The 14,572-nt window shown below is 41.6% G+C and carries 12 protein-coding genes and 2 tRNA genes; 3 read left to right on the top strand and 11 right to left on the bottom strand.

Annotation, left to right across the window (positions count from 1 at the left end; genetic code table 11):
- Positions 1 to 148: 148 nt before the first annotated feature.
- The gene (locus EQY75_RS13965) at positions 149 to 286 is read left to right on the top strand and encodes a hypothetical protein (protein WP_165200515.1); all 138 of its coding nucleotides are present in this window, start codon (positions 149 to 151) and stop codon (positions 284 to 286) included.
- Positions 287 to 360: 74 nt separating this feature from the next.
- Here EQY75_RS13965 and EQY75_RS04250 read toward each other — a convergent pair whose 3' ends face one another.
- From EQY75_RS04250 to EQY75_RS04225, 6 genes are all read right to left on the bottom strand, one after another.
- A complete protein-coding gene (locus EQY75_RS04250; RefSeq protein WP_342774048.1) occupies positions 361 to 1,140 on the bottom strand; it encodes an anti-sigma factor in 780 nt (259 codons plus the stop codon).
- Positions 1,130 to 1,672, bottom strand: coding sequence for an RNA polymerase sigma factor (locus tag EQY75_RS04245; protein ID WP_129603165.1), 543 nt, complete (start codon positions 1,670 to 1,672; stop codon positions 1,130 to 1,132). Before EQY75_RS04245 ends, EQY75_RS04250 begins: the two co-directional genes overlap by 11 nt.
- 116 nt (positions 1,673 to 1,788) lie before the next feature.
- Positions 1,789 to 2,460, bottom strand: coding sequence for a hypothetical protein (locus EQY75_RS04240; protein WP_129603163.1), 672 nt, complete (start codon positions 2,458 to 2,460; stop codon positions 1,789 to 1,791).
- A 15-nt stretch (positions 2,461 to 2,475) separates the two neighbouring features.
- The gene (locus EQY75_RS04235; protein ID WP_129603161.1) at positions 2,476 to 3,378 is read right to left on the bottom strand and encodes a toll/interleukin-1 receptor domain-containing protein; all 903 of its coding nucleotides are present in this window, start codon (positions 3,376 to 3,378) and stop codon (positions 2,476 to 2,478) included.
- 79 nt (positions 3,379 to 3,457) lie between these two features.
- The gene (locus EQY75_RS04230; protein ID WP_129603159.1) at positions 3,458 to 4,840 is read right to left on the bottom strand and encodes a caspase family protein; all 1,383 of its coding nucleotides are present in this window, start codon (positions 4,838 to 4,840) and stop codon (positions 3,458 to 3,460) included.
- Positions 4,841 to 4,914: 74 nt separating this feature from the next.
- Entirely contained in the window at positions 4,915 to 6,987 is a 2,073-nt protein-coding gene (locus EQY75_RS04225) for a tetratricopeptide repeat protein (protein WP_129603157.1), read from the bottom strand.
- Between the two features lie 107 nt (positions 6,988 to 7,094).
- Between EQY75_RS04225 and EQY75_RS14300 the strand changes: the two genes are divergently transcribed.
- Positions 7,095 to 7,226, top strand: a complete 132-nt coding sequence (locus tag EQY75_RS14300; RefSeq protein WP_281278418.1) for a hypothetical protein — start codon at positions 7,095 to 7,097, stop codon at positions 7,224 to 7,226.
- Between the two features lie 167 nt (positions 7,227 to 7,393).
- Here the strand turns inward: EQY75_RS14300 and EQY75_RS04220 are convergent, their stop codons facing one another.
- Positions 7,394 to 9,466: a tetratricopeptide repeat protein gene (locus tag EQY75_RS04220; protein ID WP_129603155.1), complete on the bottom strand. Its 2,073-nt coding sequence runs from the start codon at positions 9,464 to 9,466 to the stop codon at positions 7,394 to 7,396.
- 173 nt (positions 9,467 to 9,639) lie between these two features.
- Between EQY75_RS04220 and EQY75_RS04215 the strand changes: the two genes are divergently transcribed.
- Positions 9,640 to 10,524 (top strand): dienelactone hydrolase family protein, encoded by an 885-nt coding sequence (locus tag EQY75_RS04215; protein WP_129603153.1) that lies wholly within the window; start codon positions 9,640 to 9,642, stop codon positions 10,522 to 10,524.
- 133 nt (positions 10,525 to 10,657) lie between these two features.
- Here EQY75_RS04215 and EQY75_RS04210 read toward each other — a convergent pair whose 3' ends face one another.
- From EQY75_RS04210 to EQY75_RS04195, 4 genes are all read right to left on the bottom strand, one after another.
- The gene (locus EQY75_RS04210; protein WP_129603152.1) at positions 10,658 to 11,257 is read right to left on the bottom strand and encodes a hypothetical protein; all 600 of its coding nucleotides are present in this window, start codon (positions 11,255 to 11,257) and stop codon (positions 10,658 to 10,660) included.
- A gap of 409 nt (positions 11,258 to 11,666) precedes the next feature.
- A tRNA-Pro gene (locus EQY75_RS04205) sits at positions 11,667 to 11,744 on the bottom strand.
- Between the two features lie 184 nt (positions 11,745 to 11,928).
- Positions 11,929 to 12,015 (bottom strand) — tRNA-Ser (locus EQY75_RS04200).
- Positions 12,016 to 12,114: 99 nt separating this feature from the next.
- The gene (locus EQY75_RS04195; protein WP_165200512.1) at positions 12,115 to 14,466 is read right to left on the bottom strand and encodes a TonB-dependent receptor; all 2,352 of its coding nucleotides are present in this window, start codon (positions 14,464 to 14,466) and stop codon (positions 12,115 to 12,117) included.
- Positions 14,467 to 14,572: the final 106 nt, after the last annotated feature.

Genomic DNA, 14,572 nt, shown 5'->3' with positions numbered 1-14,572 from the left:
AACTATGGCCCCTTCTCCGGAAGGGGTTTTTTGTTTATCGACACTTCTCGGCCGTCGGTCTTCAGAGTAGGTCTTTGGGGCTCAGGAGGATGGATATCTTCTACAGATCATTATATATTTGATTTAAATCAAATTAAAATCCCAAATCATGCGAACAAGAAAAAACTACAAAGGCTTATTGCAAATTGATTCTACTAAAGAGGTATATCAAATCTGTGAGGTACATATGACCCATAAGGAAATGATTCTCAGTGTAATGACACCTACAGTTCTAAAACTGATTTAAAAGGTTTACAACAGCAAAGAAAGGGATTGACAAATGCAGTCCCTTTTTTTTTACAAACTGAATTTATGACGAAACTACGCCAAGTGTATACAATTGTTCCAGATTGGGAGAGTCACTACCCCGGCAGGTTCGAGCGTAATACCAAAGGCTTCCGATTCATTCGCGTTGCTAAGGGCAAAAATCCGATTTTTATCCGAAGTAAATTCATCGAGTAGTCCAACACTGGTAGGCGTTAACGGATCGAGTTTTAATGACCAGACCTGGTAAACCATTCCTGGAGGTGGCTCCGGTAAGCCCATGGCATCTACATAAACCTTCTCTTCTTCCTTATTCCAATACACTTTTGCATAGGAAGTTGGTGAAACCTGTTGCCCTGCGAGATCAACAACAGAAATTCCTTTCTCACGAATGGTGTTGAGAAGCTCAGTAGTTTGCTCAAGTGAATTATTGGCATTTGCGATCTGTACTTCAAGCTGAAACTTTTCCTCAGATGCTGCATCTACCTGATTTCTCAATTCCTGATTACTGTTGTAAAGCCATAAGAGGCCCACTGCCAGGAGTACCGATGCAGCCCAACCTGTGTACGTATACCAACTGGTTTTGGTATTACCTATCTGTATAACATCGCTTTCGCCGCCTTCAAGCTTTTCCTTGATCCGATTAAATTCTACAGCCTTGACCCCCGAAACTGCACCGCTTAAACCGAGTAAAGCAGCTTCGATGGCCTCGATCTCATGCCTTACTTCGGGATGCTTCTCAGCCATGGCGTCAACCTCCAGGTTTTCCTTCCCGGAGAGCTGGCCTGCTACGTAGAGCTCCAGAATTCCCGATTCTATGTAATCCTTAACGTCCATGCAATACAGTCATATTTTCTCTAAGCTTGCCGATGCAGTCCCGGTTCCTGGTCTTAACCGTGCCCAGGGGAATTGACAATTCTTCTGCCACCTCCTTTTGCGTATAGCCCCTGAAATAAAGCATTTCAATAACAGAAACACATTTTTTCTTTAAGTCCTTCAACAGCGATTTAAGCATTGAAGTATCGGGAGGAGATGCATCTTCCTCACTAGTATTTAAAATACCTACGAAATTATCAGTGTAAAGGTTTTGTTTATTCTTTTTAAAGGATTTTGAGCGCAGTTCGTCTATAGCTGCGTTCCTGGCTATATTCAAAATCCAGGTGAAAAATCGTCCTTTCGATTTGTTATAGGAATCAGCCTTATCCCAAATCTTAAGAAAGACGTCCTGACTGATTTCCTGAGCGAGAAATTCATCCCGGACTATGGTGTGGATCACCCCTGTAATATTATCGGCATACATGGCGTACAATTGCTCATAAGCCTTGATGTCTTTATGTTGAAAACGATCTACAAGAGAATCCAGATTCATAGGGATTGATTAACTGCAAATATAAAAATAGAATCTAAGCTGAATAAATAATTCTATTGGCCCCGGCCTGGACAAATCAAGAAATCAACTTAAAACTAAAAGAAGGGGATCGAAGTTTACTGTTTGTATTTTATCAAGGCCCAAACCGATTGAGAGTTTGAGGATTTCGACGGAAACGTCTTTTCAATCTTAAAGATCTGACCCTTAAACACAACGCCTATCCGCCTTGGATTGGAAGAACCGGCATTGTCTACCCCTATAGCGCCATTTCGCACACTTCGGTCGGTCTTGAATTTAGCATATTCTCCCTCAAGGCTTAAGGAAACATCTACAATAAGAGAATTCCCATTGGTCTCTACTAATTGCACATAGCCTTCCTTATTGAAGTAGGAATTAAGGGCAGCATTTACTTGTGCAATACTATCCGGAGTCTTTTCCAGGTAGTCTGAATAAGCAATCAGGGAATTTGTTTTTTTGGTTTGATCCCATAGATCCAAATTGGAAGCAGCAAGCAATTGCTGGATCTCCACTTCTTTTAATGAATCATTAATAACCAGCTGGTTCTTGGCGATCAGGGCTTCCTGATAAAGCGAGTCGTTTTTTATTACGAGCAGATCGGCTTTATTCTTCTCTTCGATGGCCGTTTGTCTCGACAATTCAGCATCTATCGCAAAATAAATAGATGTACCCACGAAGATAATCACTACAATCCAGAGTAAATTATTGATTCTCCGGCTTTTTTGAACAGTCTTATTTATTTCTTCTATTCTGTCTTTTAATTTACTCATGCTGATTTGGGATTATTACGCATTGATGTAGATGCCAAAGTCGTCTTCCAGGGCAAGGATATCGGCTTTAGTAACCGGAAGTACACCGTGTTCGTATCTCGCTATTTTTTTCTCGAAAAGTTGGACACCTTCCAATCGCTTTTTCTTGTCCTTGGTACTATTTAAAGAGGAAAAACTAAAAGTTGTGGGTAAGGTACCTCCAAACAAACCTCCGGCCCATTGAATTTTATCTTGTACCTCGGAGACCTTTGTAACCAGTTCCGGAATAAAGAAAATTGCGGCCACGGCAATGACCACTGCCCCACCGATCCCCATATAGGCATACATTTTGGATTTGGAGATCTGCTCCTTCATTTTGAACTTGTAATACTCAATGTCGTCTTTCACCTCATTGAGCATAGCTCTCTCTTCATCAGGAATTTGCACATTGCTTTTGGAAGTTACTGATTTTACTTTCTCAGGCCTTGCTGCAGGAGTTTCGGAAACCACATCCTCAACTTCAGGTGCAGCTGCCGATTTTCGTGTGAAATTGAACAGATCCAGGATTTCCCCTATAGCGGTTTCTTGATTTTCGTGGTATTTAATGGTTTTGTGGTTACGCCAGCGCATTTTCTTGCTGAGGTCACAAGCCTCAAGGGTAACCAGGATCATCTTTTTATCATTCTCTCGCGCAAACCTTTTATCATTGCGAACAAACTGATCATTTAAGGCATTCTGAGATGTGAGTATCAGGACCGCTGCAGCGTCGAGAAGAGCAGTTTCCATCACTTCTTCTTCATCCAGTTCCCCTGAGATATCACGAAGGTTGATAGTATCGATCCAAACCGAAGCTCCGGCATCAATAAGCTTTTCAGCAAATTCATGTGCCTGCCGGGAATCTTTTGAAGAATACATGATAAAAACCGACTCGGAAGACATGTTATTGGTTTTGTTGGTTCAGAAAATTACTATTTTTTCTCGAATTGTTAAAATTAATCAATAGAATTTAAAATTCCCTTTAACTCAAAAGGGTATCACTTAAATATTCAATGTAGGGGTCTTTTTCATTCTTCGTGTCGTAAAGGGTATCATAGATAAGCACTGCCCTTTCATAGCACTTCATTTTATATCTGATCCCCGCTTTCTCATCAACTGTGGCATAATGCTTTTTTGAAGCGTCAAGATCGCCGAGAAAGATGCTCGCCTCAGCCATGGTAACAAATTTGGGTACACTCTCATAGGGATATTGATCGGCAGCGCTTATGGCCGTAGCTGCGTATTCCCTCATTTCCCTTTTACTCAAATCGAGTTTGGCCATCATAAAGGCAACTTTCACCGCATTTGTAAAAACCTGTTCCTCGTCATCTGTTTTCACCGCCAGTTCATAGGCCTTTTTATAGATTTCGAGGGCTTCCTGTCCTTCCTTTTGCAATCTGTGTTTTATGTAGTAGTTTCGGTAAAGATCGCCCAGGGTTTCCATGAGATCCGGATCAGATTTGGTCCTTTTATTGTTGTTAAGCGCCTCAATGGCATCTTCAACACGCCCTACCGCTTCCATAGATTTGATCAATTTAATAAAGCTGTCCTCGTCCAAAGCTTCCAGATTGGGCTCTAATTCAGCTATTATGGCTTCGTGCTCTTGTGCATTCTGTGGGAAATGGCTAAGGATTAGATTTTCAGTCATCTGAGTTTTAAAATACGGGGTTTGTACGACAGCATTTCCTTCCTCGTCTTCACAGTTACTAGCCATTTTTGGAACCGCGTTAAAGATATACTCCACTACGTCCATCATGCTGACTTCAGGATCGGTAAAAGGTCGGACGTGCTGACCTGCCAGCACATCGAGCAAGGCTTGTGTAAAGAAACTGTGATCCCCATGGCCGTATGATTTCTCATTATCCTGGCAGGAAGCCATGATCCAGACCCCCTGTTCATCCTTGAGTTTTTGCGCCATCCCGTAGAGACCTTTAATCCCGCTTTGTACCATCCCCTCTGCATGGCAGCAATCGAGAAACAGCACGAGTTTATTTGAAGGGAGCGCATTGATCTTCTCTCGTAATTCTTTATCCGTAATCATGGTCTCTTCAATATTATCAGCAGTCATATCTGCAGGTTGAAGGAAGAATTTGTGCTGATCACTGTACTTGCCCCCGTGCCCGGAGTAGTACAACAATATGGTAGAATCTTCATTTGTTTTTTCTTTGAGCTCATCAAAGGCCTCAAGGATACCCTCCCTGCTGGCCTCGGCCTCTGTCCTTAGGATAACATTTTCTTTTGGATAGCCGATGAGTTTGTCATCGATCAGGCTTTCATGAAGCATCCGCGCATCATTTACGGTATATTCTATTTTATCCCCGCCCACACCTATGATGAGCGCATAATTATTTTCTGAGTTGAACATTGGGCTGGTTTTTTTTCCTGAGTTTAGGAGTTGATTTTATGTTGGATTGGTAATCTGATTTCTATTATTAGTTATTAATACCAGAAGGTCAGGATTTTCTGAAAGTCCTCTTTTGATTTCATCGATTGAAAAAGCACATCATTCTGAAAGGTGGTGCTGGTAAATCGTTTACCTGCAGCCACAGCCTTTGTAAGATGATCCAGGGTTTCATGCTCATTATCAGTTAAAGCATAGTATCTGGCCAGGGCATAATCGACCTCTCCAAACTGATACTTGGCTCGCAGATTATCAAGTTTGGCCAGGGATTCCTCAGCCATTATCTGGTTGCCGTTCTTGTAATAGGTCATAGCTAAAAACGATTGGATAGCGATGGCGTCTCCACTCTCGGGCAACAGTGCTTCAAATTTATTCTGAGCTTCCGGGTAATCCTTTTTATAAAATATGAGCTCGGCCTGAATTTCTCTTTCTGCCAGACTTAATAAAGCACCTCTCTTTTCCTGATATTCAAGAACCTCATCAAAGTATTGATTTGCCTTTGAATCGTCACCTGACTTTAAATATTCCAGTCCGGTTTTTAACATCATCAGCTGCCAGTAGTCTATTCTGCCTAACAGTCGGATGTGTTGTAACAAGTCGTATACCGCTGTGTGATTTTCATCCATGACATAGGCTTTCATCAAAACTTCCTTTATCCATTCCTGTCCGGCAGTACGGGCATAGGGTTCTAACAATTCGATCGTCTCATCAAGCTGTTCCAGTTCAAGGTTGGCCATCCCTTTTACGAAATATCGATATTCACAGGAAATGCAATTATCGAGATCAAAGTCATCTTCAGGAATAGCTCTATAAATACTGTCCACATCCTGTGGTCTGTTTACAAATTGAAGGGCGAGGACCATGGTGCTCAAATTGAGTTCGATCTCTACCGGGGCAACATTGTACTCTTCCTGGTAGGTCCTGTAAGCCATCCGATTGTCCCCATTAAAGCATGCCTCGTAGTGTTTGATCATATTGAGTTGCTCCTTCTTGGTCCCGGTTTCAGCTGCAAGCACCTGTAGCAGGGAATCAGCCACCGCAAACTGATCTCGGTTGTAGTAGTAAGCTACCCGATCTATTTTGGGTTTAAAAAAACTACTGTCTGCAGCGATCGCCTCGTTGATGTAAGAGAGTTGTTCATCGGACTGTAATTCCAGCAAGGCATCACTTTCCAGCCATAATTTATACGCCTTGTAATTAGGCGGGGTCTCTTCCAAAGCCAGTTGTGCCATCCCCTTAGAATCGAGATAACCTAAAACACGCTGCTTTACAGCCTCGATACAATCGAGCGGACTGTCGGCATCGCACTCCGTGATCTCAAAAGAAACGAGGGTTCTGTTCATATTTCCATCCAGAACAGAGCATTGTAGAAGTAGTCGGCCATCTTTTAGATAATACGTACCTGTAACTACTTTTGAGGGTTTGAGATATTCCTTGAGGACTCCGTTTTCCCCACTGGGCACCAGCGTCGCTTTGAGAACTTTGGTGTAATCTTCTACCACCTTTGGAGAGATCACCTGTCCTACTTTATTTTGGGTAATTCCGTGCATGATCCAGTCTACGGCCATCTTCCCGATAACATCGAGATTGGGATCCGTGGTATTATTTTCGAAGGGCAGAACTGCAATCCTGTCATTGTCCGGTTCCTCAGGAAAAGTAAAAGCACTCATATTATCCTGATTGATAAAATTGGCTTTTACTATCAGGGCAGCGGAAAAAAGGGAAATCAGGGATATTATAAACAAGGAGGTGAAATACAGTTTTTGAAAAGGACTGTAAAAATGAACTCCGGGAAGATGGACTTTTCTCTTCTTCAGTCCTTTTAATTCCTCCTTTGAACCAGCGGTTTTAGAAGTCACTTTTAAGCCTTTCCTGCGGCTAAATTTTGATTCCAGAGGTTTTAAGCGGTACCTCCACAACAGGTAGACGTAAAAAGGAAAACCAACAAGTAAAACAAGCAGAAGGTAGGTCATGCTTATTTTAGGCAATCCAAAAGGCTCATAAATAACGGAAAAGACCTGTATTAACACCCAACTGGAGACAATATAGATGGAAAGGTTCTTAAAAACTTCCTTATCATGACATTCTTTTACAAAGGATTTAAAATTCATCTAATAAAATCACTAAGGGATTTATATAAAATTCTTAACGGAATACGTTAGGAATCCAGCTAATTTTTGACTAATATAGTGATAAATTAACTCTAAAAATTCTAATCATGGGGACCACAAAACCAAAGGTATCATCTAAAGAAGGACATGTTCCAAAAACTAAAGTAACCTCCAAAGAAGGACACATTCCAAAGACTAAAGTCACCTCTAAGGGAGGACATGTTCCAAAGACCAAGTAAATCTGCTAGAATTATCTTCTTAATTAACTTAGAGAGAATCGTAAAGGCAGATTGCGAATACATTTTCAAGAAATCAAAACCGGATACAAAAGTGTCCGGTTTTTTTATAAATATCGGTGATTCTATATACCTGGAAAGCTCCCCAATATTGCCTAGTAAATTTTAGCTCAATGCCAGAAATTGAGAACATTCTTGAAACTCTCTAATTCTGTATAAGGCTTCATCAGGACATCGTCATGAAATGTCCCGGGATTATAACGTTTGCCTGCTGCTACCGCCCGGATCAAGTTTTGAATTAGAAGATCAGTATCCCCTTTAACAGCATAAAATCTGGCTTTCGCATAGTCGATTTTACCATATTGATAATCTGCCCTATAGTTCTCGATTTCTTCTAATAGCTTTTCTGCCTTTTCAATCTGACCTATTTTAAACAAAGACATCGCCAAAAAAGAATGGTAGTCAATATCTTCAGGATCCTCCTTGAGCAGATCTTCAAAGATGACTGCTGCTGCTGCGAAATCTTCCATGTAAAAGTGGGTGAATGCCTTTAATTCTTTTTCCCTTTGAGTCGCCTCAGCCGAAGGCGCCTCAAGCGATTCCAATAATTGTTTAAAATAGAAATCTGCCCTAGAGGGGTTTCCGAGAAGCAGATATTGCTCAGCCACCAGCAGGCATTTATCCTGCCAGGTTGGAAAATCGCCTGTAAGCTTTATAGTATTGAGAATGTTATCGACCTCCAGGGAATCGGCTACACGAATATTCGCGTAAAGCAATACATCCTTTATCCAATAAAACCCTTTCACCTTCCCATAGTCTGAAAACATCGAAATGGCCTTTTTGGGTTCGCCCAAAGCGATATCGGCCATCCCTTTACTAAAATGACGGTACTCACAGGTTTGGCAGCTTAAGCTGTCTATATAGGCCATGATCGGCTGATTGTTGTAGACGGAATCAACTGCCTCCGGCCTGTTCACAAACTGAAGTGCCAAAACCATGGTACTACTGTTGTTATTGAGATCATCGGGCTCGGTATTGTACTCTTTCTTTAGGTAAGTAAATGCCTTCTTATTATCACCATTGATCAGGGCGGTCCATAGTTTAACAAGATTTTGTTGCCTGCTGCTTTTCAGATCAGCAGATGCGAGTTCCCGAACCATTGAATCGGCCATGGCAAAATCTTCCAGGTTATAATAATAGGCCATCCTGTGCAGTTTTGGCTCAAAATATGTACTGTCGAGGGCAATCGCTTCATTCAGAAGGTTTAAATATTCCGGTGTATGGCTTTCGTATTTATCCATTCCCAGCATCATCTTGTAAGCTTCGTAATTAGGGGGTTTTTCTTCATATACCGTATAGCGTTCATCTTCCTCTAACAGCGCACTAAGCAGCCTTTGTTTGAGCATTTCGATGCAGACAAGTGGACTGTCTGATTCGCAGGTAACCGGTTCAATAGTTTCCAGGGTTTCATTCATATTCCCATCCATGATAACGCATTGAATCAGGAGTTCACCTTTGTTGAGATAGTAGTTTCCGGAAATGATCTTTCCGGGTTTCAGGTATTCGGTTAGTATACCGTTGTCTTCTTCAGGAAGTAACGATGCTTTCAGTACTGTGGAATACTGTTCTACCACTTTTGGGGATATTACCTGTCCAATGTCATTTTGTGTAATTCCGTGAATAATCCAGTCGACCGCCATTTTCCCCACCACATCAAGTTCTTCATCAGTAGTGTTATTTTCAAAAGAGAGCACTGCTATCTTGTCATTGCTATCATCTTTTGCAAAGGCGAAGGCGCCAGGTTCAGGTTCATTGATAAAATTGGCTCGTACAATCAGGGCTACAGCAAATACCGAAACAAGCAGGATGGCAAAGAGAAAGGTAAAATACATTTTTTGAAAGGGGCTGTAAAAATGGATCCCCGGGAGATGTACCTTTCGTTTCTTAAGTTGTGATTCTACCCCTTCATCTCCTGATTTATTTTTAACGAATTTCATCCCTTCACGCTGACTCAGTTTGGTCTCGGATGATTTTAGGCGATACCGCCAGATGAGATAGATATAAAAGGGAAAGCCGGCAATAAGAACCAGCAAGAGGTAGGTCATAGAGATCTTTGGCAAACCAAAGGGCTCCCAGACTTCAGAAAAAACCTGGATCAATACCCAACTCGAAACAACATATATAGAGAGGTTTTTAAAAACCTCCTTCTGATGGCATTCCTTTATAAATTCTTTTAAATTCATTCTAGTGGTTGGCTAGTAACACTTCAAGATAATAATTAAATGATTAAGACTTAAGTATTGAATGATATATCACTCTAGGAATAATTATATGTATAACATGTCCTAACCTATTTTTTTGGTACCTTTTTAGTTGCAAAAAGAGCTATTTGCTTTTAATCTAAATTAAAGTACCCATGAAAAAATTAAAGAAAGGTGAAATTAAACAGGAAGTATTTGAATTATACGATGCCTATGCCCACAATAAATTACAACGGAGGGAATTTATTGAGAAGCTTTCAGTCTATGCCGTTGGCGGGGTAACAGTAGCTTCTTTGATGAGCTTTCTGATGCCAAATTACAAGGATACCCTATTAGTGAAACAGGACGATCCCGGCCTCGAATCGGGATTTATCACATACGATTCACCAAAAGGAGGTGGTAAGATCAAAGGCCTGCTTTCTAAACCAAAAAATACGAAAACAGCCTTGGGGGGAATTGTAGTAGTTCACGAAAATCGTGGACTTAATCCTTATGTAGAAGATACGGCCAGACGAGCAGCCCTGGCCGGTTTTATCACCCTGGCGCCTGATGCCCTCTCACCTCTGGGAGGCTATCCGGGTAACGACGATGAAGGCAGAACCATGCAACGACAACGCGATAGATATGAAATGCTGGAAGATTTTATTGCCGCTTTCAATTACTTAAAAGATAGTGACGACTGCAATGGAAAAATTGGGGTTGTAGGTTTCTGTTTTGGTGGATGGATCTCAAATATGATGGCGGTAAAAGTTCCTGATCTGGCTGCCTCTGTACCCTTCTACGGGGGTCAACCCAAGGAAGACATCGATAAGATCAATGCTCCCTTGATGCTGCAATTTGCGGGACTGGATGAAAGGGTGAACGCGGGCTGGCCAGCTTATGAGGAAGCGCTTAAAAAACACGGAAAAGAGTATGTGGCTTACACATACCCCGATGTTAACCACGGATTTCACAATACCAGCACGCCGAGATATGATAAAGAGGCTGCCGAACTGGCCTGGGGAAGGACTATTGAATTTTTTAAGGAGAAGTTAGCGTGATTATCTATTTAATTATGCACATTATCCATGAAAAGGGACTATTCAAAGCATGAATGGAACTTCATTATTACATCTCAATGACCTAATATTTCATTCCATTTTAGTCATCCGATCAGCGATGTTTGTGCTTCCCTTATTTGAATTCTGAAGCCAGTTCTTTGAGATACCAGCTCAGGTTCCCGATATCATAATCCAGTTTGTCCAAGGTCATGATTACCGGATATTGAATTTGGGTAATATTGGGATCCTTCATTCGGATCAAAGCGAACATAGCTTTGTTGTAATACTCGTTCTTTGAGGTCTCGAGATACTTAAATGGTATTTTTTTTCGTGTCAAAAACTTTCGTGCATATTCAGAACGGGCACAACCTTCACCATAAAACACGATCACAGGGATGTTTTCTGCATCGAATGACTCCAGAAGTTCACGTTTTATTTCAAATTCCTGTAGTTTGGCTTCATCCGGAGTGGGCTTGGCTAAATATGAATATTGCGAACTTACGGAATAGGGTTCGGTAGGATCATATTGAAGTGTTACCATGGGAACATAGGTATTCGGCGGTATCAATTTTGTAACGGGTCCGTGATACCCGTTAAGATTATCTGCTGTCAATCTTAGGACAACCTCATGGGTTACCTTGGCTCTGTTAAACCCCATGAAGATCAGGGTTGAATCTCCCTGTTCCATAGTCACTTCAATTTCTTGCTCTTGTGCAGCAACCTGGAATTTCATGAAAATAAATACCAGACTGCATGATAAATAAATCTTGATCATACGCATGATGAAAGAATTTTCTGTAAAGTAGTAATTTCTAGAAACATGCTCAACTCACATTTGAAAAGCACTTCTAATGCATGTAGGGATAGCTGATCTTTCTCGATCGTTGTCAAAAGTAGGTGTGAATCAACAAAAGCCAGAACTGCCCACTCTCTTCCTGTGTCTCCAAAGACTTTTGGAATTTGGAATTTGGTATTTGATTTTTTGCAGGATTACGCCTTCGCCGTGATCCTGTTGTTGGGGCGGTGCTCAACAAAAGCCAACCCATGCTCCACATGGGTGTTTTTTATTTCCTCTGCGTTCAAAAGCAAGCTTTTGACGCATGGAAATAAAAAAGCCAGACACTTACATGTCTGGCTTTTGTTGGTCGGGGTGGCAGGATTCGAACCTGCGACCTCCTGCTCCCAAAGCAGGCGCGATAACCGGGCTACGCTACACCCCGAGACAGCTGGTGCTATAAATCTCAATACTTAAATCCCAAATTCCAGAGCTACAGTAAGTAGCCCGGGAAACGTGCTGAGATTATACTGTAGTGGCTTCCTTCTGAAGCTTGCTACGATACTAACCCCAATTGGATCGTATTGGTACGATGGACATGTCCACCGAAGCCCTATTTTTAAGGGCGATGGCGGAGAGACTGGGACTCGAACCCAGGCGACACTTGCGCGTCGACAGATTAGCAATCTGCTCCGTTACCACTCCGGCACCTCTCCAGTATTTCAATATTTCAAGGCATCACTTTTATGCATACCTAAATCGCGGCTGCAAATGTAATTCTTCATTCGGTGGAACGCAACTTTTTGAAATGGTTTTTACTTAAAAAAAGAAATCGTGTTACCCTTCAAACCATTTTCAGTATTGGCCTTAATGGTAACACTGATAGGCGAGTTATTTGAAGACTGTGACAAATTGATCACAGCTTCCCCATTGCTATTGGTTTTTAGTTGTGGATTCCAATACAAAGTATTAGGTACATGCTCCGCTATTCTTTTACTCTTTTTGTTTTCGACGTATTCCTTAAAATCCAGTGATTCTTGAAAACCCCGAAATTGTACCTCAGCGTCCTTTCGCTCGAGGTAATCTATGTCTGAACCCGTGCGCGTGTAAATCAGAATAACTCCTCCGGCAGCCCTGCTCCCGTAAACAGATGCTTCTGCACCAATTAGTAATTCTATGCGCTCCACATCGACAAAACTCAACAGGTTCATGACATCTACCAAGCGTGTGGTTTGATTCAAGGGAAATCCGTCAATCACCCACAATAAAGGGCCTAACTGAGCAGCCCTGGGTATAAATATCCTCGGAGTTAACGTACCCAATCCAACCACTTGTACCCCCGGGATATTCAGAAACAACTGTGGAAGTGTTTTGGGTCTGTCCAGGTCCTGCTCAATCACTCGCGTTGCCCTAAGATCAAAGCGTGAAGGGGTTACCTTTTGCAATTCCCTGGTAGCCACTAAGGTGACCTGATCTAGCTCGATTAACTTTTCAGATTCTGATTCTGAGCTAAAATCCTGCATAGAACGCTGGGGCATTTCAGGATCTGAACCTTTTCTGTTCTTAGGTTTGATCAAAGCGTTTTCCGATAATTTCAGCGGTGGGATTTCATATTCATAGGGCACCACCTTCACCAACTTCTCTTCTGTTTCTTCCCCTGGGGTTCGGAAAATAATATGGGCCTCCCCGTCAATCTGCATACCCGAAATCTTAAACATCCCATTGGGATTCGTTTTTGTTTCGATGGCATAGGCTTCTTCCCCTGCCGTAATCAGCATCTGGATCTCTGTGTTTGTCAGCAAGCTATTGTTTAGATCATAAGCCTGTCCATAAAATTCAAGTCCTTGCTGAAATGTATATGTTATTTCATCCGGTATCTGATTAGCATTGATATAATTCTGATGCTCGTCACTTTGACCCGTGAGCAGGAGCATATCATCTATAAATCTTTGATTGCGGGAGTTAATTCCCTCTTGTAAATCTCGAATTGCCGATCTCCCACTTAATGCAGCATCTCTTTCCTCCACCAAACTAACAGAGAGTTCGGTCTCAACAGGATTTCCTAAAAAATCTAACACCTGTACTTTATAAATCTCATTTCCCGCTGAAGCTGTAGTTCGTTCAACCTTGATCTGCAGTTCGTTCTGCTCGATCTGCATCGGCCGACTTGCCCATACCTGTCCGGACAAATCCTCTATGGTGAGCTCAAGAATTCCTTCCGCCAGCTCGTTTTTGGGTATTTCTATCTGCTCCCAGGAATTATTTTCAAACTCGATTTCTTTCTTAAAAATGGTTTGCCCTTTTCTTTTCCCATTTAAAGTTACCGCCTTCTTCAAGAGCTGTTCTGAAGCCTCTACCCTGATGAGTGCTTTATCCGGATTCAGATTATTTGTCTGTATGGTATAACCCTTCGCCTTAACTTCAGGGAGTGGAATTAACACATCCTCTTCTATCATTATATAATAGGCTTCATCTTTAGAAGGAGTAAGGAGGAATCTTCCGATGCCTCTTCCAAAATCATTTATCCGCGTCACTATCCTTCCCTTACTATCTACAACCGGCGTCTGTTGCAGACTAGTATACTTATGATAAACCATGACTTGCGAAGGCAACTGATCTATTAAAGAGCCGCTTTCAGGCCGAAGTACCACATCAGCTAAGTTGAATTTGGACTGAGATCGCTTATTTGTGATGAAAACTTCCTTCGTAGCCAACACATCCGGGCCGTAGTTAAGCATCCAGCGCGTATACGCTCTGAGATAATAGTGTCCCTGGTCAATTTTCCTCGGTATTTCAATTGACCCGTAACTCATGCCATTTTCTATTCTCAGAAATTGACTCATGAGTAATACGCCTTCTTTATCGAGGAATTCAACTTTCAACACCTCACTGGCACTGACTCTTAGTTGCTCAGGTCCGGTTAAAATATCCGCTTTGAAAAATAAAACCTCTCCGGGTAAGAAAATCGACTTGTCTGTGTGTAATCGTACGTTTTCCTGCCATAAAAAGAGCGAATCCCGGAAACTTTGTTGTTCCTGATATGCATCAGATAAATAGACTTTTTCGAAATTTTCATCCCCTCCTGGGGCTGAGGGCTGTGCGTGGAGTGTACCCTTGTTAGGAAAAAAAACCAAAAGAACAGTACAAAATAAAAGAGGAATCTTCATAATCGAATACATTAAAATAGTAGTAATACTATTAAACTATAATAGTTTAACTTACTTTTTATAAAAATAGTAGGAAATCCCGCTTATTAAAAGAACTTTGTTAGGA

Origin of the sequence: Muriicola soli, assembly GCF_004139715.1 — a bacterium.
GTDB lineage: Bacteria > Bacteroidota > Bacteroidia > Flavobacteriales > Flavobacteriaceae > Muriicola > Muriicola soli.
The sequence above is the reverse complement of the archived record's forward strand: the minus strand, read 5'-3'. Positions and strand labels throughout refer to the sequence as shown.

Excerpts from the sequence above, each read along its gene's own strand:
- EQY75_RS13965 (WP_165200515.1), top strand. The coding sequence starts at position 149 with ATGCGAACAAGAAAAAACTACAAAGGCTTATTGCAAATTGATTCTACT.
- EQY75_RS04250 (WP_342774048.1), bottom strand. The coding sequence starts at position 1,140 with ATGGACGTTAAGGATTACATAGAATCGGGAATTCTGGAGCTCTACGTA.
- EQY75_RS04245 (WP_129603165.1), bottom strand. The coding sequence starts at position 1,672 with ATGAATCTGGATTCTCTTGTAGATCGTTTTCAACATAAAGACATCAAG.
- EQY75_RS04240 (WP_129603163.1), bottom strand. The coding sequence starts at position 2,460 with ATGAGTAAATTAAAAGACAGAATAGAAGAAATAAATAAGACTGTTCAA.
- EQY75_RS04235 (WP_129603161.1), bottom strand. The coding sequence starts at position 3,378 with ATGTCTTCCGAGTCGGTTTTTATCATGTATTCTTCAAAAGATTCCCGG.
- EQY75_RS04230 (WP_129603159.1), bottom strand. The coding sequence starts at position 4,840 with ATGTTCAACTCAGAAAATAATTATGCGCTCATCATAGGTGTGGGCGGG.
- EQY75_RS04225 (WP_129603157.1), bottom strand. The coding sequence starts at position 6,987 with ATGAATTTTAAATCCTTTGTAAAAGAATGTCATGATAAGGAAGTTTTT.
- EQY75_RS14300 (WP_281278418.1), top strand. The coding sequence starts at position 7,095 with ATGGGGACCACAAAACCAAAGGTATCATCTAAAGAAGGACATGTTCCA.
- EQY75_RS04220 (WP_129603155.1), bottom strand. The coding sequence starts at position 9,466 with ATGAATTTAAAAGAATTTATAAAGGAATGCCATCAGAAGGAGGTTTTT.
- EQY75_RS04215 (WP_129603153.1), top strand. The coding sequence starts at position 9,640 with ATGAAAAAATTAAAGAAAGGTGAAATTAAACAGGAAGTATTTGAATTA.
- EQY75_RS04210 (WP_129603152.1), bottom strand. The coding sequence starts at position 11,257 with ATGAAATTCCAGGTTGCTGCACAAGAGCAAGAAATTGAAGTGACTATG.
- EQY75_RS04195 (WP_165200512.1), bottom strand. The coding sequence starts at position 14,466 with ATGAAGATTCCTCTTTTATTTTGTACTGTTCTTTTGGTTTTTTTTCCT.